The organism is Deinococcus sedimenti (assembly GCF_014648135.1).
Classification (GTDB): Bacteria; Deinococcota; Deinococci; order Deinococcales; family Deinococcaceae; genus Deinococcus; species Deinococcus sedimenti.
Map to the genome: position 1 here is coordinate 199,213 of NZ_BMQN01000004.1, position 21,478 is coordinate 220,690.

General features: G+C 71.1%; 23 protein-coding genes. 7 read left to right on the forward strand and 16 right to left on the reverse strand.

The features are described from left to right. Positions 1-79 precede the first annotated feature (79 nt). From IEY69_RS11625 to IEY69_RS11650, 6 genes are all read right to left on the reverse strand, one after another. Positions 80-931 (reverse strand): serine protease, encoded by an 852-nt coding sequence (locus IEY69_RS11625; protein WP_189073304.1) that lies wholly within the window; start codon positions 929-931, stop codon positions 80-82. A gap of 80 nt (positions 932-1,011) precedes the next feature. Next, positions 1,012-2,541 carry a S8 family peptidase gene (locus IEY69_RS11630; protein WP_189073305.1) on the reverse strand — a complete coding sequence of 510 codons (1,530 nt, stop codon included), beginning with the start codon at positions 2,539-2,541 and terminating at the stop codon, positions 1,012-1,014. Between the two features lie 601 nt (positions 2,542-3,142). After that, entirely contained in the window at positions 3,143-3,880 is a 738-nt protein-coding gene (gene tmpR, locus IEY69_RS11635) for a bifunctional dihydropteridine reductase/dihydrofolate reductase TmpR (RefSeq protein WP_229783889.1), read from the reverse strand. Positions 3,881-3,899: 19 nt separating this feature from the next. Further along, a complete protein-coding gene (locus IEY69_RS11640; RefSeq protein ID WP_189073306.1) occupies positions 3,900-4,310 on the reverse strand; it encodes an NUDIX domain-containing protein in 411 nt (136 codons plus the stop codon). A 46-nt stretch (positions 4,311-4,356) separates the two neighbouring features. Further along, the gene (locus IEY69_RS11645; protein ID WP_189073307.1) at positions 4,357-5,838 is read right to left on the reverse strand and encodes an ABC transporter permease subunit; all 1,482 of its coding nucleotides are present in this window, start codon (positions 5,836-5,838) and stop codon (positions 4,357-4,359) included. Further along, positions 5,835-6,761 carry a DMT family transporter gene (locus IEY69_RS11650; protein ID WP_189073308.1) on the reverse strand — a complete coding sequence of 309 codons (927 nt, stop codon included), beginning with the start codon at positions 6,759-6,761 and terminating at the stop codon, positions 5,835-5,837. The genes IEY69_RS11645 and IEY69_RS11650 overlap by 4 nt, the downstream gene beginning before the upstream one ends. Before the next feature lie 165 nt (positions 6,762-6,926). Between IEY69_RS11650 and IEY69_RS11655 the strand changes: the two genes are divergently transcribed. After that, a complete protein-coding gene (locus IEY69_RS11655; protein WP_189073309.1) occupies positions 6,927-7,118 on the forward strand; it encodes a hypothetical protein in 192 nt (63 codons plus the stop codon). Between the two features lie 118 nt (positions 7,119-7,236). Next, positions 7,237-7,881 (forward strand): SRPBCC family protein, encoded by a 645-nt coding sequence (locus IEY69_RS11660; protein ID WP_189073310.1) that lies wholly within the window; start codon positions 7,237-7,239, stop codon positions 7,879-7,881. Between the two features lie 58 nt (positions 7,882-7,939). On the opposite strand, the gene IEY69_RS11665 is transcribed toward IEY69_RS11660, so the two are convergent. The 5 genes from IEY69_RS11665 to IEY69_RS21965 form a co-directional block, all read right to left on the reverse strand. Further along, positions 7,940-8,410: a hypothetical protein gene (locus IEY69_RS11665; RefSeq protein ID WP_229783890.1), complete on the reverse strand. Its 471-nt coding sequence runs from the start codon at positions 8,408-8,410 to the stop codon at positions 7,940-7,942. A gap of 57 nt (positions 8,411-8,467) precedes the next feature. Continuing rightward, a complete protein-coding gene (locus IEY69_RS11670) occupies positions 8,468-8,791 on the reverse strand; it encodes a hypothetical protein (protein ID WP_189073312.1) in 324 nt (107 codons plus the stop codon). Then, the gene (locus IEY69_RS11675) at positions 8,788-9,369 is read right to left on the reverse strand and encodes a TetR/AcrR family transcriptional regulator (RefSeq protein WP_189073313.1); all 582 of its coding nucleotides are present in this window, start codon (positions 9,367-9,369) and stop codon (positions 8,788-8,790) included. Before IEY69_RS11675 ends, IEY69_RS11670 begins: the two co-directional genes overlap by 4 nt. Positions 9,370-9,477: 108 nt before the next feature. After that, positions 9,478-9,879 carry a hypothetical protein gene (locus IEY69_RS11680; protein ID WP_189073314.1) on the reverse strand — a complete coding sequence of 134 codons (402 nt, stop codon included), beginning with the start codon at positions 9,877-9,879 and terminating at the stop codon, positions 9,478-9,480. Between the two features lie 26 nt (positions 9,880-9,905). Then, positions 9,906-12,695, reverse strand: coding sequence for an ATP-binding protein (locus tag IEY69_RS21965; RefSeq protein ID WP_189073315.1), 2,790 nt, complete (start codon positions 12,693-12,695; stop codon positions 9,906-9,908). Between the two features lie 101 nt (positions 12,696-12,796). Here IEY69_RS21965 and IEY69_RS11690 point away from each other — a divergent pair, with 101 nt between their 5' ends. From IEY69_RS11690 to IEY69_RS11700, 3 genes are all read left to right on the forward strand, one after another. Further along, positions 12,797-13,000: a hypothetical protein gene (locus tag IEY69_RS11690; RefSeq protein ID WP_189073316.1), complete on the forward strand. Its 204-nt coding sequence runs from the start codon at positions 12,797-12,799 to the stop codon at positions 12,998-13,000. 61 nt (positions 13,001-13,061) lie between these two features. Next, a complete protein-coding gene (hisC, locus tag IEY69_RS11695; RefSeq protein ID WP_189073317.1) occupies positions 13,062-14,138 on the forward strand; it encodes a histidinol-phosphate transaminase in 1,077 nt (358 codons plus the stop codon). Continuing rightward, positions 14,135-14,479: a YkgJ family cysteine cluster protein gene (locus IEY69_RS11700; RefSeq protein ID WP_189073318.1), complete on the forward strand. Its 345-nt coding sequence runs from the start codon at positions 14,135-14,137 to the stop codon at positions 14,477-14,479. Before hisC ends, IEY69_RS11700 begins: the two co-directional genes overlap by 4 nt. A 107-nt stretch (positions 14,480-14,586) precedes the next feature. Here IEY69_RS11700 and IEY69_RS11705 read toward each other — a convergent pair whose 3' ends face one another. Further along, positions 14,587-15,819 carry an aminoglycoside phosphotransferase family protein gene (locus IEY69_RS11705; RefSeq protein WP_189073319.1) on the reverse strand — a complete coding sequence of 411 codons (1,233 nt, stop codon included), beginning with the start codon at positions 15,817-15,819 and terminating at the stop codon, positions 14,587-14,589. Next, positions 15,809-16,342, reverse strand: a complete 534-nt coding sequence (locus tag IEY69_RS11710; RefSeq protein WP_189073320.1) for a flavin reductase family protein — start codon at positions 16,340-16,342, stop codon at positions 15,809-15,811. The genes IEY69_RS11705 and IEY69_RS11710 overlap by 11 nt, the downstream gene beginning before the upstream one ends. 43 nt (positions 16,343-16,385) lie before the next feature. Between IEY69_RS11710 and IEY69_RS11715 the strand changes: the two genes are divergently transcribed. Continuing rightward, on the forward strand, positions 16,386-17,051 hold the full coding sequence (locus IEY69_RS11715) for a hypothetical protein (RefSeq protein WP_189073321.1): 666 nt from the start codon (positions 16,386-16,388) through the stop codon (positions 17,049-17,051). Positions 17,052-17,220: 169 nt separating this feature from the next. Further along, on the forward strand, positions 17,221-18,078 hold the full coding sequence (locus IEY69_RS11720) for a CAP domain-containing protein (protein WP_189073322.1): 858 nt from the start codon (positions 17,221-17,223) through the stop codon (positions 18,076-18,078). Between the two features lie 57 nt (positions 18,079-18,135). On the opposite strand, the gene msrB is transcribed toward IEY69_RS11720, so the two are convergent. The 3 genes from msrB to zapE all read right to left on the reverse strand — a co-directional run bounded on the left by msrB (position 18,136) and on the right by zapE (position 21,358). Next, a complete protein-coding gene (msrB, locus tag IEY69_RS11725) occupies positions 18,136-18,588 on the reverse strand; it encodes a peptide-methionine (R)-S-oxide reductase MsrB (RefSeq protein WP_189073323.1) in 453 nt (150 codons plus the stop codon). A gap of 116 nt (positions 18,589-18,704) precedes the next feature. Then, positions 18,705-20,267, reverse strand: a complete 1,563-nt coding sequence (locus tag IEY69_RS11730; RefSeq protein ID WP_189073324.1) for an acyl-CoA carboxylase subunit beta — start codon at positions 20,265-20,267, stop codon at positions 18,705-18,707. 83 nt (positions 20,268-20,350) lie between these two features. Beyond that, on the reverse strand, positions 20,351-21,358 hold the full coding sequence (zapE, locus tag IEY69_RS11735; RefSeq protein ID WP_189073325.1) for a cell division protein ZapE: 1,008 nt from the start codon (positions 21,356-21,358) through the stop codon (positions 20,351-20,353). Positions 21,359-21,478 lie beyond the last annotated feature (120 nt).

The window sequence follows — 21,478 nt, forward strand, 5'->3', positions numbered from 1 at the left end:
CCATTGTGGCGTGGGGACGGGGCTGGCGGAACGGCAACGCACCGGCCCTGGGGGTGGCCGGTGCGTGCGGGGGTGGGGGTTACTGCGCGGTGACGCCAGTGTAACTGTTGATCCAGTTGATGTAGCCGTTCACGCGGGTGTACACGCCGTAGCCGCGGCACTCGGCGGGGCCGTACGAGACGATGCCCAGCACGTAGAACTTGCTGTTGTAGCGCGCGGCGAGCGGGCCGCCGCTGTCGCCGTTGCAGGAGTCCTTCCCGGCGGAGTACTTGCCGCAGATGGTGTTGCTGGGGCGGCTGCCGCAGTCGCTGCCGGTGGGGGTGATGGGGATGGTCACCTCGCGCAGCGCGCGGTTGCTGTACGCGCCGGTTTCGGTCTTGCCCCAGCCGCTGACGGTGGCGGACTTGCCGTTCACGTCCAGCACGCTCTCGGTGGTGTTGTTCGGCAGCGCGGCGGTGGCCACGGTGCTACCCAGTGTGAACGCGGTGCCCACGCGGATCAGGGCGATGTCGTACGCGTAGGTGCTGCTGTTGTAGTTGGGGTGACGCACGATCTGCGCGGCGGTGCGCAGCTGACCGGTGCTGGTGGTCAGGTCGTTGATGCCGGCGCGGACGCGCATCTGGCTGGCGCTGTAGCCCTCGACGCAGTGCGCGGCGGTCAGGATCCACGTGCTGCTGATCAGCGTGCCGCCGCACCAGCCGCCCGCGAGTTCGGTGCTGGGCGTGACGCTCACCTGGTAGGGGCGGTTGGTGACGTTCGTGACCGTGCCGTACACGATCTGGCTGCCGATGGTGTCGGGGAAGGCCTTCTCGGTGCCGGTGACCGTGAGGGTCTCCTCGGGCAGCGTGGCCTGGGGGGCGGTCTGGGTGGAGCAGGCGCTCAGGGCCAGGATGCCCAGGGCGGTCAGTGCGGCGTGCAGGGGTTTGAACATGGTGGGACCTCGCGGGAATGTCGGATGAGGGGATGTGAATCAGGGATCAGGTGCGTTGACCTGATCCCTGACCGGAGGGGTTACTTGGTTTCGACGAGGCTGTAGGTGCCGCTGCCGCTGTAGCCGTACACGCGCCAGCGGTACGTGCCGCTGGTGGCCGTGTAGGTGATGGCCTCGGTGCTGGTGCTGCCCTCGGCGCGGGCGACGGTGGTCCAGCTGCCACTGGAGAGTTTCTGCAGGTACAGGTCGAAGTCGGTGCCCGACGGGCCGCTCAGGTTGCCTTTCAGGGTGCCGCCCGCGTAGCTGAAGCCGGCAGTTCCGGGCTGGTAGGAATTGGTGCCGGTGCTGACCGTGCCCGTGTAGGTGGTGCCGGCGGGCGGCGGGGTGACCGTTCCGGTGCCGGTGAACAGCAGGCGGTTGGGGCTGCCGGTGCCGGCGCTGGTGACCTTGTTGGGGGTGGCGTTGTTGATCATGGCGCTGGTCACGGCGCTGTTGGTGGTGTTGCCGGCGGCCACGAGCAGCGCGGCAGCGCCCGCGACGTGGGGGGAGGCCATGCTGGTGCCGCTGATGGTGTTGGTGGCGGTGGTGCTGCCGATCCAGGTGCTGGTGATGTTGCTGCCGGGCGCGAAGAGGTCCACGCAGGTGCCGAAGTTGCTGAAGCTGGAGCGGGCGTCGGTGTTGGTGGTGCTGCCGACGGTGATGGCGCTGGCGGCGCTGGCCGGGGAGACGTTGCAGGCGTTCTGGTTCTCGTTGCCCGCGGCGACGGCCATGATCAGGTTCTTGCCCGCGGCGCTGTTCACGGCGTCGTTCACGGCCTGGCTAAAGCCACCGCCGAGGCTCATGTTGGCGACGGCGGTCGCCGAGCCCTTGTTCGTCACGGCCCAGTTCACGCCGGCGATCACGCCGCTGTTGGTGCCGCTGCCCTGGCAGTCGAGCACCTTCACGGCGATCAGGCTGGCGCCCTTGGCGACGCCCCAGGTGCTGCTGCCGACGGTGCCCGCGACGTGCGTGCCGTGCCCCTGGCAGTCGCTGTTGTTGCCGTCCCCCGTGGTGTTGGTGCCCCAGATGGCACGCCCACCGAAGTTGGTGTGGGCGGTGTTGATGCCGGTGTCGATGATGTACACCTTCACGCCGCTGGCGGTGCTGTTGTAGGTGTAGCTGCCGTCCAGGGGCAGGTTGCGCTGGTCGATGCGGTCGAGGCCCCAGGTGGCGCCGGTCTGGGTGGCGGTCATGTGCATCATGGCGTCCTGCTCGATGTACTTGACGCGCTTGTCGCCCTGCAGCTTGGCGAGGTTCTGGCTGCTGAGCTTGGCGGCGAAGCCGTTCAGGGCGGCGCTGTACACCTGCTGGACCTGCACGCCCTGGGCGTCGAGCCCAAGGCTGCTGATCAGGCCGCTGGCGCTCTGGCTGCTGAGATCCGCGGCGGCGCCGTCGCTGAACACGACGATGTACTGGCCGGGGATGGCTTCGGGGTTGGTGGTGCCCAGGAGGGGCGCGCTGGTCTGACCGCGGTCGGCGACGTCGGTGGTGGGTGCGGTCTGCTGGCTACCGCAGGCGGCGAGCAGAAGGGTAAGCGCGAGGGTACCGAGGGTAGTGGTGCGTGCGTTCATTGAGGCGACCTCCTGGGACAGTTCCACAACCAAGACAGATGGGAGTGTGGCCGTGGCATGCACGGCTGATGTGACGCTGTCAAGCGAAATTGGGAACTTCGCCGATGATACGCAGAGAATTGTCCACTGTTGATGAACGTGGTCATCTGATCCGGAATTCTGTCCGTCGGCGGTACAAAAATTACAAAAAACTTACCGCCCGACGTATAAAAACTCTGTCTCGTAATGCGGGACAATACTGCTTGACGTGGGAGTCAGGCTGAATGATCTCATATTCCTCATCTGACCATTGGGTGAATAACATTTCAAAAGGCGTCTCATGACGCAATTGCTCCTGGCATTCGAAAAGTCCTCATGACGACAGATCAAATGCGCAGCACAATCCATCCCCTCACACCAGAGAGGTCAGGTCAAGGTCTCATGCAGATGAGGGTCGGTGCGGATCAGCCAGTTCCACTGAATATCAACGGAGGGCGTATGCGGCGCCGCACGGTGCCCTACCGGCAGGCGCCACCCACGGCAGGGACCAGGCAGACCCCGACCTTGCGTCTATCTGGGGAAGCAGGTGTCGTCCTTCTCTGTGACCTCCCCCCGCCTGCGGTCAGAGGTGCCAGCCGCCCGCGACCTCCAGCTCTTGGCCCGTCACGTAATCGCTGGCCCGGATGAAGAACAGCGCCGCCTCGACCAGTTCCGCGACCGTGCCCACCCGCCCCGCCGGAATCTCCCGCACCGGCTGACTGACACTCGTCTCGATCACGCCGGGACTGACCACGTTCACGCTCACGCCGCTGCCCGCGAGCGTCACCGCCAGCGACCGCGACAGCTGCAGCACCCCCGCCTTCGCGATCACGTACGGGACGATCCCCGGCCGCGCCACCCCCGCCGAGGCGCCCGCAAAACCCAGGTTCACGATTCGGCCCCAGCCGCGCGCCCGCAGCAGCGGCGCAGCCTCCTGACACGTGACGAAAGTGGCGGTCAGGTTGCTGCCCAGCATGTCCGCCCACTGCTCGTCCGTCACGTCCAGCAGCGGGCGGTTCACGTAGTTGCCCACGTTGTTCACCAGCACTGCCAGTCCCCCGAAGGCGGCGTGCGCGTCGCGCACCAGCGCGCGCGCCTGCGCGGGCACCGTCAGGTCGGCGCGTAGCGTCACGGCCCGCACGCCCCGCTCGCGGCACAGGCGCGCCGTCTCCTCGGCGTCCACGGCGCTGCCGCGGTAATGCACCGCCACGTCCAGCCCCTCGGCGGCCAGCGCGACCGCCAGCGCCCGCCCGATCCCGCGCGCCGCGCCGGTCACCAGCGCCGTGCCGGTGGCCAGCCCCGTGCCGGGTGGGACGGTCACGCCCGCACCGGTCGGGCCCTCACGACTCACCCTGCCGCAGCGCCAGTTCCACCAGGGACCGCGTGAACGAGTTCAGCGGGTACTCCAGCGCCTCGTGCAGGTGCACCCAGGCCCACTCCGCGATCTCCTCGTTCGGTTTCACCTCGTGGTCGCCGGTGGTGGCCAGGAAATCCACCAGCAGCATGTGCGCGGGCTTGTGGAACTCCTCGCTGAGCACCGCCTCCTGCGTCTGCGCGTACTGCACGTCCTCCAGGCGCAGGCCGACCTCCTCGAGAAATTCGCGCTGCACGGCGTCCAGCAGTGTCTCGCCCCACTCGACCTTGCCGCCCGGTACGCCCCACAGCCCGCGCCACTTCGTCGTGCGGGCCAGCAGCACCCGGCCGTCCCGGCCCCACACGAGCGCGCCCACACACACCAGCGGTCTCTCCATGCGCGCCAGCGTACCGTCCCCCGCGCCCGCCCGTGCGGGTGAACGCCTACCGACCCCGGCGGCGCATCACGCGGCGTTCCAGGCCCGTGATCACCGCGTACACCAGCACCCCGTACCCGATCAGCAGCGCGATCGCCGCGAACTGCCCGGCCTTGTTCTGGTACGTCCCCGCGACCTGCACCGCCAGTCCCAGGCCCTTCTGGTTCGGGTCCACGAATTCCCACACGACCGCCCCGATCAGCGCCAGGCTGGCTGCCAGTCGCAACCCGCCCAGCAGCACGGGCAGCGCGCCGGGAAATTCCAGGCGGGTGAGGCGCTGCCAGCGCGAGGCGCGCAGGGTGCTGAACAGCTCGTGGAAGGTGGCCTCCAGTTCCCGCACGCCGACCAGCGTGGCGACCAGCATGGGGTACAGGGCACTCAGGGCCGACACGATCACCGCCGGGAGGAACCCGAAGCCCAGCCACGACACCAGCAGCGGGGCGAGTACCACGATCGGGGTGCTCTGCGACGCCACGATGAACGGGCTGAGGAAGCGTTCCAGCGCCCGCCAGCGCGCCAGCGGGTACCCGATCAGCACGCCCGCTAGCGCGCCCAGCAGCGTCCCCACCAGCGCCGTCTGCACCGTCACGCCGAACGCCGCGAGGAGCGCCGGGGCGGTGCGGACCCCCTCCTGCCACACCGCGCCGGGCGTGGGCAGCAGGAACGGCTGATTCAGCGCCGAGGCGCCCAGCTGCCACGCCACCCCGGCCAGCGCCACCGCCAGCGCGGGCAGCAGCCACCCCGCGCTGCGCCCGGGACGCGATTCCACCCGCAGCCGCGTGGAGTCCCCGGTGCCCAGCACGGCCCGCAGGTGCGCCTCCAGCCCGTCCGTGTACGCGCTGACGCGGCCCTCGCCGCGCGTGTCGAGCACCTCCACGATCCGCCCGCCGCGCAGCACCGCCACGCGGTCCGCCAGCCACACCGCCTCGCGGATCGAGTGCGTGACGAGCACCGTCGTCCGGCCTGTCTTCTCGTGCAGGTGCCGCAACTCCGCGTTGAAGCGCTCGCGGACCAGCGCGTCCAGCGCCGCGAACGGCTCGTCCAGCAGCAGCACGTCCCCGCTCTGCGCCAGCGCCCGGGCCAGCGCCACCCGCGCCCGCATCCCGCCGGACAGTTGCGCCGGGAAGTACGGCCCGTACGCCTCCATGCCCACCAGCTTCAGCGCCTCCGGGGCACTCAGGCCGCCCCCGGCTCCCAGATCGGCGGGCAGCTGCACGTTCCGCAGCGCGGTGCGCCACGGCAGCAGCCGGTAATCCTGGAACACCAGCGCGGGCGGCGTCCCGATCTGCACGCGGCCCGACTCCGGGCGCAGCAACCCGGCCAGCACCCGCAGCAGCGTGCTCTTCCCCCCGCCCGACGGGCCGATCAACGCCAGGAACTCCCCCCGGCGAACATCTAGCGTCACGCCGCTGAGGATCACCTCGCCGCCCAGCCGCACCGTGACGTCCTGCACGGCCAGCGGGGCGTCCGTGGCTGGCTCCCCGCTCACGCCTTCACCTCACGCGCCGCGTCCGGAACGGGAGCCGGGGCGGGCCGACCACGCGTGTTCACCAGCACCACGCCCGCCACCGCCACCACGCCCCCCAGCAGCGTCAGCAGGGTGGGCACCTCGCGCAGCCACGCCCACGCGATCAGCACCGCGAACACCGGCGACACGTACAGGAACGACGTCGTCACGCCCGCCCCCACCCTTGAGAGGGCGAACGTCCACGTCAGGTACGCCAGCGCCGCCGGGAACAACCCGATGTACACCAACGCGAGGTGCGCCTCCAGCGGCGCGGCGCGCAGTTCGGCCCCGAAGCCCGGCAGGAACACCAGCATGGGCACCGTCCCCGTGATCAGCGACCACACCGTGAAATGCAGCGGATTCATCCGCGCCAGCAGCGGCTTCTGAAACACGAAGTACAGGCTGGTGAACAGCGCCGCCGCCAGGATCAGCAGCGCCCCCCGCGTGAAGCTCAGGTCCTGCCCGCCGCCCAGCACGATCAGCGCCACGCCCGCCAGGCTGACCAGCGTGCCCAGCCAGCCCAGCGCGTTCAGCCGTTCCCCGGCGAAGCGCGTGGCGAGCAGCGCCGTGATGACCGGCCCCGCCGCGATGATCAGGCTGGCGGTGCCCGCCGGGACCGTCACCTCGCCGTAATTCAGGCACACGTGGTACAGCGTGATGCCCGAGAAGCTCAGCCCCGCGATCCGCCCCAGGTCCCGCAGCGGCGGCAGCGGGATGCGCGCGGCCAGCGCGTACACGCCCAGCGCCAAGCTGGCCACCAGGAAGCGGTACAGCGTCACGTGCCCCGGCGAGAACGACTCCAGCCCCGCGCGGATCCCCGCGAACGCCGACGCCCAGAACACGATCGTGACCAGGATGGCCCCCAGCGACAACGGATCCAGACGGCCAGCAGCGGGAGCACGCATATGGCGGCCAGCATAGAGCAGCCCCCGCGCCGCGCGGCATCGGCAGAAACGATCCGTCCCGCGTGACCCTTCGGAAACCCGGCCAGACTCGGCGGGCCGCGCAGGTCTAAACGCGCCCTGAGGCCCGGCACACCCGCCCAGCTGCCGATGCGCGAAGGATGAGGCATGACCGACCCCCAGCCGAAGAGCACGCCCGAAACCGCGCAGGACCACACGGGCAGCGACCACGCCACGCACGGCGCGAACACCAACCTCACGCCCGACGTGCAGGGCGGCCCCACCTCCTCTCAGGACCGCGCCGCGACCGACACCATCACCGACCAGCACGCGCATGATGGAGGGAACCACTCCGGCTGAACTCACGTAAGGTCAATTGCCCCCGCCCGGTCCGCAGGCGGGCCTTAATCTTCGTTGGGCGTGGCTTCACGCGCCCCCACACCGCACTTCATACACTGCCCCCACGGAGGGAATCACCATGACGAACACCACAGGAATGGATCAGAACCGCATGATCAGCGGCGCCGCCGGAGGCGCCCTGCTGCTGATGGGCCTGCGTAAACGCGGCGTGCTGGGCCTGGGGATGGCCGCCGTCGGCGGGTACCTCGCCTACCGCGCCGCCACCGGCAACGACCCCGTCATGGCCGCCGCGGGCCTCAGCGGCAACGCCGTGGCCGCCAAGCCCATCTTCGTGGAGCACAGCGTCGTCATCGACCGCCCCGCGCAGGCCGTGTACGACTTCTGGCGCAAGCTGGAGAACCTGCCCCAGATCATGAGCCACCTCGAGAGCGTCACCGCGCTCGACGAGAAACGCAGCCGCTGGGTCGCGAAGGCCCCGCTGGGCACCCACGTCGAGTGGGAAGCGGAGATCGTGAACGACAAGCCCGGCCAGCGCATCGGCTGGCACTCCCTGCCCGGCGCGACCGTCGACAACGCAGGCAGCGTGCAGTTCGAATCCCTGCCCAACGGTGGCACGCGCGTGCACGTGGCGCTGTCCTACCGTCCGCCCGCCGGGCCGCTGGGCGCCGCCGTCGCCAAGCTGTTCGGCGAGGAACCCAGCCAGCAGATCGCCGAGGACCTCCAGAAGTTCAAGGCCGCCTTCGAGGGCACCGCGAAGAACTGACTGGAACAGTAGGAGGGGGCCAGTGGTGCGATGCCACTGGCCCCCCTTTCGCGCGGACTTACCAGTTCAGGTCGATGCCGGTGAAGGGCGTGCCGTTCTTGCCGGGGGTCAGGCCGTTCACCAGAGTCCAGCCGGGCTTCACGTTCAGCAGGTCGGTGCCGCTCTTGTCACCCGAGCCGTTCTTCGAGAAGACGAACGTGCGGCTGCCGGTCTTCTGCTCGCCGCTGTCGTGGCGCAACTTGGTGCCGGTCTCGCCGTCCACGTACGCGAACAGCTCGTACGCGCCGTCCTGCGGTTCGTTCGGGAAGCTGATGGCGTACACGCGCTTTTCCGGGTTCAGGGTGCCCATGTTGCCCTGGTCGAGCGCCGGGGTCTGCACGCCGCTGAGGGTCATGCCGCGCAGCGCCATGCGGATCGTGCCGCTGGGCTGCGTGCCCAGGATGTTGCCGGACACGTCTCCGTCCGGGATACCGAGATACCCGCAGGAGGCGATGGTCAGGGGGAGGAGCAACAGGGCAGCTTTCTTCATGCTGCTCACCCTAGGCGGACCGGGTGAAGGGTCTGTGAGCGGCAGCTGACGCGGCTCTCAGGAATTCTCATTCGCTTGCGGTGGAGCTTCCGGCACGTCTGCCGCGCCCTCCTCGACCACGGTCAACGAGCGCAGCGTCGCGCCCTGATGCCAGCCGTACTGCGGGTTGCGCAGGGCCAGCGCCGCCGCCACCGCCTCCGCCGCGCTGCGGTCCGGTTCGCCGTCCAGGCAGAACAGCAGAAACTTTCGCCCGCCCGGCGCGATCCGGATGAACAGGTCCTCGCCGATCTCCAGCTGCTGCGTGCGCGACAGCCGCTCGGCACGCCCCTGCGCGTACCGCAGCGCCTCGCGGATCGGCACCGTCACCGTCGGGTTGCTCATGCGCGCAGTCCCGACAGCAGCATGTCCGCGAACTGGTCCGCCACGTCCCTCGGGGACAGCGACCCGCCCGGGCGGTACCACGTGTACGCCCAGTTCACCGCCGACAGGATCAGATACGCGGTCATCTTCACGTCGAGGTCCGCGCGGAAGGTCCCCTCGCGCACGCCCTGCGTCACCAGTTCCCGGTAGAAGCCGTCGATGGTGTCGCGCCAGCCGGTCACGCGCCCATACGCCTCGGGCGACAGGTGCTTCCACTCGTGGAAGAACACGGTGGCGCTGTCCATGTTGTCCGCCACCACCCGGATGTGCCGGAACATCGCCTCGCGCAGCTTCTCGTCGGCGCGCATGGGCTCGCCGCGCAGCGTGAACAGCGCCTCGTCGAACTGACGCGACGCCTGATTCACGATCTCGATCAGCAGCTCCTCCTTCGAGGAGATGTGCGCGTACAGACTGCCCCCCTGCATGCCCAGTTCGCCCGCCAGGTCACGCATGCTCGTCGCGTGATACCCACGCTCGGAAAAGAGGCGGCTGGCCGAGTCCAGAATCTGCTCGCGGCGGGGTTTGGCAGTGTCAGTCATGGTGGGGGAGACGGGCACAGCGGCGCGGCCCAGTACACCCAGCCTAGCACGCCCCACCCAAACGCCCGTTAGGTCCCCACCCGCCAGGATGCTGCCCCCACCGGGCCGTCAGCGCCGCTGGAAACTGATGTTCAGCGCCGGACCCGCCGCGCCCTGCACCCACTCGGCCTGGAACCCCCCGGCCAGCGCGGAGCGCACCTTCGCGTCCGTGCTGAACACGTACAGCGTCCGCGTCCCCGCGCCGCCGCGCAGAGTGATCTGCTGCGGCGCCACGCCCGCGCGCAGCTGAGTCAGACTCCTGTCCGGCTGGGCCTTGAGCACGACCCGCTCGGTCCCGCAGTAGCAGATCAGCAGACCCTTCTCGACCGAGTACGTCGTGCAGCCCTGCGACGTCCCCCCGGGACACGACACCACGAACGTCTGAGACTGCCCCGCCGTCACGCCCTGCGCGCCCGTCAGTCCACCCATCGCCACGGCTGCCAGCCCCGCCCACCACCACGTCATCGTCATGCCCGCAGCGTACCCGGCCCGGCGTTTCAGGAGCGTTGCGCCCGCCCCTGATCCAGCAGCGCCTGAAACACCGCCGCGCCCGCCGCGTGCCCCTCGGCCTCCGCCGCCTCCAGCCCACCGGTCGCGAAGTCCCGCAGCGCCCCCGCCTCCCCGTGCTCCTGCGCCCATTCCGAGAGTGCCTGCCACACGTGATGCTGCATCCGGTACTGCCCGGACCGGCGCGCCGGTTCCAGCGCCGCCTCCAGCGCCGATCGCTGCCCGGCCCCGTCGCCCAGCAGACGGTGCAGTTCCGCCAGGGTCGTCAGCGCCACCACCTCGCCCTCGTGGCGGCCCAGCGTCCGGAACAGCGCCTGCGCCGCGCGCGCGTCCGCCAGACCCTCCGCGGGCCGCTCCTGCTCGTAGGCCACGCCCGCCAGCGTCGAATGCAGATTCGCGCGCAGCAGGTCGTCGCCCCCGGCATCCAGCGTCGCCCGCAGCAGCGCCTGCGCCTCATCCGCGCGGCCCAGACGCAGCAGGGCCAGCGCCCGGTCATGCATCAGCAGGCCCCACTCCGGAGCGGCCCGCCCGTCAGCCGGTTCAGCGCCGCTCAGGCCGGGCCCCGCCAGCCACGGAGCGCTGACCTCCAGCGCCCCCTGCGGCTCGCCGCGGCGCAGCAGCAGATGCGTGCGTTCCAGCGCCAGCCGCAACGCCTCGGCCCGGTCATCCGGGACGAGACCCTGCGCGGCGTCCAGTTCCGCCGCCCAGGCGTCCAGATCCCCCAGCGCCTGAAACGCCCGCCCCCGCTCGCGGTGCAGCGCCGCCCGCTCCGGGCCCCCCGGCGTGCAGGCCAGCGCGCGGTCCAGCGCCAGCAGCGTCTCCCGGTGCGCCCACAGCGCCCGCGCGTCCGAGGCCGCCTCACGCCACAGCCCGGCCGCCCGGTCCGAGTCGCCCGCCGCCTCCCAGTGCGCGGCCCGCTCACGCGCCGCCGCGCCCACCCCGTCCAGGTGCCGCGCCAGCCGCGCGTGCCCCGCCGCCCGCTCCGGGTCGGGCCAGCCCAGCCGCAGCGCCTCGCGCAGCAGGTCGTGCTCCAACCGGAACGACCCGTCCGGCCGGGCCTCCACCCAGCGGTGCGCGGCCGCCGCCGAGAGCGCCGCGTCCAGCGCCGCCCCGTCCAGCCCACTGGCCGCCGCCGCGTCCTCCGGGCGGAACGACCGCCCCCGCAGCGCCGCCCCGCGCAGCGCCGCCAGGACCGCCGGGCCCTGCGCCGCCACGCGCTCCTCCAGCGCCGCGCGCAGCGTGCCCGGCACCAGTGACCGCACCTCCGGCAGGTCCACGTGCAGCTGCCACGCCCCCTGCGCGTCCACGCTCAGCACCCCACGCGAGAGCAGCCCCTGCACCAGCGACAGCAGCGCGTACGGATTCCCACCACTCAGGCCGTGCAGGGTCTGCGCGAACCCCGTCGCGCGGGCCGAACCCGACAGCAGCCGGATCAGTTTCAGCACCGCCAGTTCCGACAGGGGCGGCACCTCCAGCCGCAGGAGCCGCCCCGCCCCGTCCAGCTCCTGCGCCCAGGCGTGCAGCGGCCCGCCCGGCACCAGACCCTCCGGCCGGACCGCGCCCAGCACCCGCGCCCCCGAGCGCTCCTGCGCGCGCGCCAGCACCCGCAGCGTGGACGGATCGAGCCAGTGCGCGTCCTCCACGACCCACACCCTTCCGTTCCCGGCCAGGGCCAGCAGCGCCTGCGTGAACGCCTCCTGCACCCGCGCCTCGCTCAGCGCGCCCACCGGCAGCAGCGGCGGCGGGCACAGCTGCGGCGCCACCACCCCCAGGTCATCCCGCACCCGGCGCGGCAGGCCGCCCAGCACCTCCGGGCGAAGCTCCAGCGCCCGCAGCAGCGCCCCGAACGGCCCCGCCGCCGCGCCACTCGACCCGCGCAGCAGCACCCGCCGCTCCCCCACGCCCGCGCCGAGCGGCCCGCGTGTCAGGGCGTCCAGCAGGCGGGACTTGCCCACGCCCCCCTCACCGATCAGCAGCAGCGTTCCGCCCGCCGGGGCGCGCCCCGCCCAGTCCAGCACCTGCTGCCACAGACCCTCCCGGCCCACCAGGGGCGGCTCCAGCACACTGACCGACCCGGCCGCCGGGGGAGGAGAGGCCGACCCTCCCTCCAGCGCGTGCCCCAGGGCCGGCGCCCAGCCCAGCTCCCGCTCGAACCGCTCGGTGAACGCCGCCTGCACCTGCGCCGCCTCCGCCCGGCGGCCCGCGCCCCACAGGAGGCGGGTCAGCGCGTCACACGCCGCCTCCGACAGCGGCTGCGCGTCCAGCAGCGCCCGCTGCGCGTCCAGCGCCCCCTCCGGCCGACCCTGCGCGTCCAGGCCCGTCACGGCCGCCTCCAGCAGCCCCACCTGCCACGCCCGCACCTGCGCCCGCCAGCCCTCCACCCACTCGTCCAGTTCCGGCACGTCCGGGACACTCACGCCCGACAGCAGCTCGCCCGACGTCCACGGTCGGCCCGCACCCCAGTCGGCCGCCCAGTCCCCGGCGGCCACCGCGCCCCGCAGCTGCGCCGCGTCACACGCCGCGTCCAGCCACACGTCCTCACCGTCCAGGTGCAGCGCCCCGTCCAGTGGCCCGCGCGCCCGGTGCAGTTCCAGCCTCAGCCGCGCCCGCGCTTCCTCCGGCCCGTGCTCCGGGAACAGCCGCGCACTCAGCCGCGCGCGCGACTGCCGGCCCTCCAGCGCCAGCGCCGCGAGCAGCAGCAGCCGCCGCGCCCGCACCGGCACCCGCGCGCCCCGCACCAGCAGCGCCGGGTCGCCCAGCAGCCGCAGCGTCACCGACACGCGCCGCTCCACGAAAAGGTCACACGGTCAGTATAGGAAACCGGGCCCCGAAACGCCCCTGCAACGCCCCGCGCGTCACCCTGACCGTGGAGGAGTCCCCGATGACCGAGCGCTACACCCTGCACGTCCAGCACGCCCCGCACTGGGAAGCCCATCTGACCCCCCTGCGCGCACCCGGCGCGGATCCGGGCACCCCGCAGGCCCCAGCCCTGAGGTTCAGGTCACCGCTGGACCTGCTCGAATGGCTCGAAGCTCAGGCGGAACCCGCGGTACAGCCGCCCGCGCGGCCCGGCCCGCTCCCCTGACCCCGGCCCGATTCCGGATCACTGGACGGCCCGTCACGCCCCGGTGGTACAACGGACAGTGATGACCACTGAACCCCTGTCCGCCGCGCCCGCCGGGGTGCGCGCCGCCGTGCGCGGCGTGCCCGCCTACCCGTTCACGCCGCTGGACGTGCCCACCAAACTCGACCAGAACGAGAACCCCTACGACTTCCCCGAAGCCCTGAAACAGGAGGCGCTGCGCCGCATGGCCGCGCGCCCCTGGAACCGGTACCCCGACCTGCACGCCGACGAACTGCGCCGCCGCATCGCCGCCTTTGAGGGCTGGGACGAGCACGGCGTGGTCGTCACGCCCGGCAGCAACGTCCTGATCAAACTGCTGACCGAACTCGCCGGAATCTCCCAGACCGTCCTGACGGTCAGCCCCACCTTCAGCGTGTACACCCTGGAAGCGCAGCTGCTCGGCGCGACCCTCGTGCAGGTGCCGCTGAACGCCGACTTCAGCCTGCCGGTGGACGCCCTGAAGGCCGAACTGAAACGCCACCAGCCGGGCGTACTGTACATTACCCAGCCGCACGCCCCCACCGGGCACGTGGACGCCGACTCCGCCATCCGCGACCTCGTGGACGCCGCCGAGGACTGGGTCGTCGTGCTCGACGAGGCGTACCACCAGTACAGCCACACCGACCACAAGGACCTCGTGCGCGCCGGCGGCAACCGCCTGAGCCTGCGCACCTTCAGCAAGGCCTGGGGGCTGGCCGGACTGCGCCTCGGGTACGCGCTCGCCACGCCGGAACTCGCCGGGCAACTGCAGAAACTCGTGCCCGCCTTCAACGTCAGCACCCTCGCGCAGGCCGCACTGGAAGTCGCCCTGGAACAACCCGGCTACGTGCAGGAGCGCGTGCAGGAGGGCGTCCGTGAACGGGGCCGCGTCCTGGCGGCCCTCGCGGGCCACCCCACCTGCCAGGCGCTGCCCAGTCAGGCGAACTTCTTCCTGCTGCGCACCCCCGACGCCGCCGCCGCGTACACCCACCTGCTGGAACGCGGGATCGTCGTGCGCCGCCAGGACAGCCTCCCAGGGCTGACCGGCTGCCTGCGCATCGCCATCGGCACGCCCGCCGAGAACGACGCGCTGCTCGCCGCGCTGGCCGACCTGACATGACCGCGCGCGGGCCGCTCCGCCTGACCGCCGACGAGCAGGCCCGCTTCACGCCGCCCCCCGACGCCGCGCCGCGCAGTCCCCTCACGACCGACTGCACGGCGTGCGGGGCGTGCTGCGCCGCGCCGGACATCCACGCGCTGAACAAACCCCTCGGCGTGCCCTGCGTGAACCTCGGCCCCGACCAGGGCTGCGGGCACCTCTGCGCCATCTACGTCACCCGGCCCGGCGTGTGCCGCAGTTACCAGCCGGACTGGGTGTGCGGCGAGGTCGCCCCGCTGCCCACCCTGGACGCCCGCACCCGGCGCTTCCTGGAGATCTACGGGTTACAGCAATTGCCATGAAGACGTGTTCTTCATGGCCGAGCGGAGCGAGTGATTTTTGTTGAGCAGGATGGAGAATGGAGGCATCAGAAGTTTGTTTTTCTGATGCCGTAATTCGGAGAACTGCTCTACAGCCTGACTGATTCCCGTAACGCCTGCCGCAGCGAGAACGGCGTGAAGTTCGGGCGGATGCCCGGCACGGTGCCCACCCAGTCGCGGTACGCCGCATCGAACAGTGCGGCGCGGTGCAGGTGCGCCAGCGGCAGTGACCGCCACAGCAGCCCCGCCGCGTCCCCGGCCCCCAGGGCACGCAGGTACGCTCCGGCCAGCCGTTCGGGCAGGTGCGGCGTGCCTGTACGCACGGGCAGCGCCGCGCGGGCGGGGTGCAGGGTGAACCCCAGGAACCACCCGGCGTCCATGAACGGGTGCGCCAGGGCCGCCTCGCTCCAGTCGAACCACACGCTGCCCCGCTCCGGGCCGTGCAGGGCGTTGCGGGGGTGCGCGTCTCCGTGCGCGGGAAGGCTGGGCAGGCCGTGCGCGTGCAGGTCACGGAACGCGGCGGCCACGCCCGGGCGCAGGTCGCGCAGCGCCGCCACCTCGTCGGGATTCAGGCCCCAGGCGTGCAGGGGCGCGGGGTCGGTCAGCAGGGCGTCCACCCGCGCCGCCATGTCCGGCACCGTCAGGGTGGGCGCGCCCAGGTCGGTCAGGGCCGGGGCATCCGCCGCGCGCTGGAAGGCCGCCAGCCGCTCCAGCGCGCCGGTCCACGCCGCCGGGTCGGGCACTCCGTCGAGCAGCGCGCCGCCGTCCAGGGTCAGCAGCGTCGCCCCCTGTGGGTCGGCGTGCAGGACGGGCGGCAGCAGCTCCGGGTACCGCGCGGCGAGGTGCGCGGTCAGGGCCGCCTCGCGCCCGTCCGCGCTGACCTTCAGCCACGCCCGGCGGCCATCCTCCAGCGGCACGCGGTGGATGCCCATCAGGTCGTGACTGAAACCGAGGTTCACCGGCCCTGCTCGGGTCAGGCCCAGCGCACCCAGACGGGCGTCCACGCTGGCCGTCGCGACCTCCGGCCAGTCGGGCCGCTGCCAGGGCCGCGCGCCCGGCAGGACGTCCGGGAGGTGCGCGCTCCAGCCGCCCGGCCACGTCACCTCTGTCCCGTCGGTCAGGCGGACATGCAGCGTCCCGCGCTGCCCGAAGCCCAGCCCGCCGTCGTGCAGCAGCCACGCGCCGGGCGGCAACTCCGCGCGCAGCACGTCCGGCAGGGCCGCCGCGTCCGGGACGTTCAGGGTCGGCAGGTCACCCGCCGGGGTGCGCCACACCTCACCCCGCGCGTTCCACAGCGCCACTCGGCTGGACTCAGCGGCCATGTTCCGTCCGTTCGGGCGTGGTGGTGGTGTAGGTGCTGCGGCCCAGGTAGATGGCGGGCGGCGCGACGAGCAGGCCCGCGTCGTCGTAGGCGTCCGGGTCGAAGTGCACCTGTTCGACGTGACCAACGAACAGGTCGTGGTCGCCGGTGGGCGTGACGGCGCTGACGCGGCAGGTGTAGTGCAGGTACGCGCCGCGCAGCGCGAGCGGCTGCCCCGGCAGGGTGTCGAGGTTCAGCAGGGCGTGCTTGTCCACGCCGCCGTGCAGGCTGTGCAGGCCCGCGCCCTGCACGGCGTCCGCGTGCGTCAGCGGAAGGAAGTTCACGCCGAAGGTGCCGCCCGCGCGGATCAGGGCGTGCGTGGCGCGTTCACGCCCGACGGCCACGCCGTACAGGGGCGGGTCGGCGCTCAGGGCGGTGTGCCACCCGGCGGCCATGACGTTGCGCTGCCCGTCGTGCGCGGCGGTGATCAGGGCGACGGTGCCGGGGTAGTACCCGAAGAAACGGTCGGTGGTGGCGCTGAGCATGTGCGGTCATTGTGCCGCGCGGGGCGGGCGGTACGCTGGGCGCATGCTGCCCCCCACGCTGGCTGACCTGCTGGAGTTCCACGCGCCGCTGTCCGCCGTGCAGCGCGAGCAGGGGGGCGCGGTGACGCTGCTCACGCCGGGTGTGAACGTGCTGGCGCTGAACGCGACGTTCCTCCCGGCGGATGTGCGCGGGGTGGATATCGCGGCGGTGCTCGACTGGCACGAGGGGCAGGGTGTGCCGCCGCTGGTGGCGACGGCGGGGCCGCTGGTGGGCCTGCCGGGTCGGGAGGTGGCCCGCGTGCGCGTGGGTCACGCCGACCCCGCGCCGTGGGCAGGGGAGGGCGTGGTGGTCGAGCAGGTGTCGCGCCTGCACCTGCGCCCGTGGGCGGAGGCCCTGACGCGCGCGCATGGCACGCCGGCCTGGGGGGAGGGGCTGGCGCGGCAGCTCGCGGCGCGGCTGGAGGGGGACCGGGACTTCGTTCCGCTGAGTGCGTACCGGGACGGTGAGGTGGTGGGCGCGCTGCTGTGGCAGGCGCGTACGTCTGGTGGCGCGGCCCATCTGTGGGGCGCGGCTGACCTGTCGGTTCGTGCTGCCCTGATGAGGGGCGCTCAGACGCTGGGTCACCCTATTACTATGTCTAGACATCTGGATGAGACGGATGGGGGTCAGATGGGTGAAGTTGTTCACTACATCCTCCTGGAAATGTGAGATTTCCGTCTCACGATAGGGTGTTCATCTGGAAAGCGTGAGAACCAGTCGTTGTAGAATTTCTCGCAAAAGATGGGTTTCTGCTCTGCTGGTCAGCTCTATCCAGAGGGTGAGAACTGAGCTTCTGGCTCTCATGTTGAGGCATTCTTTAACCCGCTTTAATGCCCGCATGCCCACCGCCCTTCTGCGCGGCAGCGCGGCCGCGTTGCTCACCCTCACCCTCGCTGCCTGCAGCAGCACCAGCACCCCCACCACCAGCACCCCGGCGCCCACCACCAGCGAACCCGCCCAGAGCGTCCGGCTGGCCGCGCAGGCCGTCGCCACGCCCGTCGCCCTGACCACCGGGCAGACCCTGCAACTGAACGTCACCGTGAACGGCCAGCCCGCCCAGCCCGGCCAGCTGAAGTGGACCACCAGCAACGCGGGCGTCGCCACCGTCACCCAGACCGGTCTCGTCACCGCCGCCTCGGCCGGCAGCGCCACCATCCGCGCGGCGCTCGCCACCAACCCCGGCGCGTTCATCGACTTCCCCGTGGCCGTCACCGCCCCGGCGCCCGCCCCCACCCCGGCCCCCACGCCCGCGCCGGCCCCCGCTCCCACCACGCCGGGCAGCTTCGCGCAGCAGGTCCTGGACCTCACGAACGCCGCGCGCGCCGTGCCCCGCAGTTGCGGCGCCACCAGCTTCGCCGCCGCCCCGGCCCTCACCTGGAACGCGCAGCTCGCGCAGGCCGCGCAGGGTCACGCCGCGGACATGGCCGCTCAGAACTACTTCAGCCACACCAGCAAGGACGGCCGCACCTTCTCGCAGCGCATCGTGAACGCCGGGTACAGCACCTACCGCACCATCGGCGAGAACATCGCCGCCGGGCAGACCACCCCCCAGCAGGTCGTGGACGGCTGGCTGAAGAGTGAAGGGCACTGCCGGAACATCATGAACCCCAACTTCAAGGAACTCGGCGTCGGGTACGCGTACACGACCACCAGCACCTATAAGCACTACTGGGTGCAGGACTTCGGCGCCCGCTGACCGCCGCACACGAGGAGGGGGAGGCTGCGACCGGCCTCCCCCTCCTCGTGTCGCTCGTTATCCGAATAGCGCCCGGTACTCGCCGTACCCCTGCGCGTCCAGTTCCGACACCGGCACGAACCGCAACGCCGCCGAGTTGATGCAGTACCGCAGCCCCCCGTGCTCACGCGGGCCGTCCGGGAAGACGTGCCCCAGGTGCGAATCCGCCCCCGCCGACCGAACCTCGGTCCGCGCGTAACCGATCTTGTAATCCGTGTTCTCCGTCAACGCCACGCTGGGAATCGGCCGCGTGAAGCTGGGCCACCCGCACCCCGCGTCGTACTTGTCCAGGCTGGAGAACAACGGCTCACCGCTCACCACGTCCACGTAGATGCCCTCTTCCGTGTGGTCCCAGTACTCCCCGGTGAAGGCCCGCTCGGTGCCCTCGTGCTGGGTCACGCTGTACTGCATGGGCGTCAGCCGCTCCCGCAGCTCCGCATCCGACGGCTTCACGAACGGCTTCTCAGTCATGCGGGCAGTCTAGGCGCGCGGCGCCGCCGGGACGGTAACGAAACGTAGGAAGTGGGTTGTGGGCAGTAGGTTGTGGGAGCAGACCTACAACCCACATCCCACTCCCTACAACCCCCTTACAGCGGAATGTTGCCGTGTTTCTTGTAGGGTCTGGCTTCTTCCTTGTCGCGGAGCATCTCGAAGGTCTGGATGAGGACGCGGCGGGTGTCTTCCATGGGGATCACGTCGTCGATGTAGCCCTTGCTGGCGGCGACGTAGGGGTTGTCGAAGGCGTCCTTGTACTCGGCGATCTTCTGCGCGCGGGTGGCGTCGGGGTTGTCGCTGGTCTGGATGTCGCGGCGGTACACGATGTTCGCGGCGCCCTCGGCGCCCATGACGGCGACGGCGGCGGTCGGCCAGGCGTACACGACGTCGGCGCCCATGTCGCGGCTGTTCATGGCGAGGTACGCTCCGCCGTAGCTCTTGCGGGTGATCAGGGTGACCTTGGGGACGGTCGCCTCGGCGTAGGCGTAGAGCATCTTCGCGCCGTGGCGGATGATCCCGGCGTGTTCCTGCGCGACGCCCGGCAGGAAGCCCGTGACGTCCACCAGCGTCAGGATAGGGATGTTGTAGCAGTCGCAGGTGCGGATGAACCGCGCGGCCTTGTCCGACGCATCGATGTTCAGCGTGCCCGCCATGACGCGCGGGTTGTTCGCCACGATGCCGACCGACTCGCCGTTCAGCCGCGCGAAGCCCACAACGATGTTCTTCGCCCAGTTCGGCTGGATTTCCAGGAAGGTGCCGTCGTCCACGAGTTCATGGATCACGTCGTGCATCGCGTACGGTTTGCGCTGGTCGGGCACGACGATGTCCAGCAGCCGCTCGTTCGTGCGGGTGGCGGGGTCGCGGCTGGGGTGCGCGGGGGCCTTCTCGTGCGCGTTCTGCGGCAGGTACCCCAGCAGGTCACGGATGCCCGCCAGCACCGCCTCGTCCCCGTCGTACGCGAGGTGCGCGACGCCACTCCTGCGGGTGTGGACGTCCGCGCCGCCCAGCTGGTCGAAGGTGACGTCCTCGCGCGTCACGGACTTGATGACCTCGGGGCCCGTGATGAACATGTAACTGCTGCCCTCGCTCATCAGGATGAAGTCCGTCAGTGCCGGGGAGTACACCGCGCCGCCCGCGCAGGGTCCGAGGATCGCGCTGATCTGCGGCACCGCGCCCGAGTAGATCGCGTTCCGGTAGAAGATCTCCCCGTACCCGCTCAGGGAGTCCACGCCTTCCTGGATGCGGGCTCCGGCGCTGTCGTTCAGGCCGATCACGGGGCAGCCGGTCTTGGCGGCCATGTCCATGATCTTCGTGATCTTCGCGGCGTTCATCTTGCCTAAGCTGCCGCCCAGCACGGTGAAGTCCTGGCTGAACACGAACACCTGCCGTCCGTCGATGGTGCCGCGCCCGGTGACGACGCCCTCGCCGGGGGCGTCCACGCCCTGCATCAGGCGGCCGCCGCGGTGCTCGACGAAGGTGCCCATCTCCAGGAAGCTGCCGGGGTCCAGCAGCGCCTCGATCCGCTCGCGGGCGGTGAGTTTCCCCCCGGCCTTCTGTTTCTTCAGGCGTTCGGGGCCGCCGCCCTGCTCGACCCGTGTGCGGCGCTGCTCCATCGCCGCGATCAGTTCCTGTAACTCCACGCCCGCTTTCGTCATGCGCGCATGCTACCCAAACGGGCGTTAGGTACGCGCGTGACCGGACCGGGAACAGCTGTTCAGAGGCTTCAGCCCTCCACCTCTTACCGGTCCTGCCGGGCCTCTTTCAGCAATTCCGACAGGCGCGACAGGCAGCGGCTGTACTTCTTCGCGTACGCGCCGTGGCGGTACGTGTCGCTGAACAGCCCGCTCAGGTTCGTGCCGGTGAACGCGGCGTGCAGGCCCAGGTCGTACAGCTTGTCGATGAAGTGCACGAAGCGCAGCGCGACGTTCTGGTCCGGCATGGGCGTCAGGTCCGTGACCGCGACGGCGCTGACCCCCGCCAGCAGGCGGCTGAAGCGGCTGGGGTGCACCTGCAGCAGGTGACGGCTCAGTTCGCGGTGGTTCAGGCGCGCCAGGGTCGCGTGGTTTTGCCGGGCCTCCCATGCGGTGAACTCGCCTGGGGTCAGGACGTCCTCGGGGCGCACGCCGCGCTGCCGGTAATCCGGACCGTCGATGCGGTGCGTCTCGAAGCGGCTGGCGATCGCCTGAATCTGCCGCTGGAAGTCACTGGCGTTGAACCGCCCCTGCCCCAGCGCGCCGGGTTCGGTGTTGCTCGTGGCGATCACGCTGGTCCCGCCGGGCATCAGCTGGCCCAGGAACGTGTTCGCCATGTGCGTGTTGCCCGGGTCGTCCAGTTCGAACTCGTCGATCAGCAGCAGGTCGTGCCCGCGGAAGGCGTCCACGGCGCGGTGCATGCCGAGCGCCCCGATGATGTACATCAGGTCCTGGAAGCTCATCAGGGCCGCGCGGCCCGGCGCGTCGTGCCACGCGCTGGCCAGCAGGTGCGTCTTGCCCACCCCGAAGCCCCCGTCGAGGTACAGGCCGCGCCCCTCGGGCTTGGCGCGCCGGAACAGGCGGAACCCCCCGGGCCGCACCTGCGCGCCCCGCAGGAACGCCTGCATCGCCACGCGGGCCTCCTCCTGGCTGGGGTAGTCCGCGTTCGGGTGGTACGTGGCGAAGCGCACGCCCTGGTAGCGGGGCGTGGGGGCCAGTTCGGCCGTCAGGGCGTCCGGGTCGAGGCTGGGGTTGCGGGACAGCAGGTCGATCATGCCGGTTCCGGTCGAAGGGGTGAGGTCTGCCCTTCACCCCGAGCGGACGCGAGCAGGAACAGAACGGGGTCCGGACGTGGAGTTGGCAGGTCGGTGGTGTGCTGACCTGTCAGCGGAACA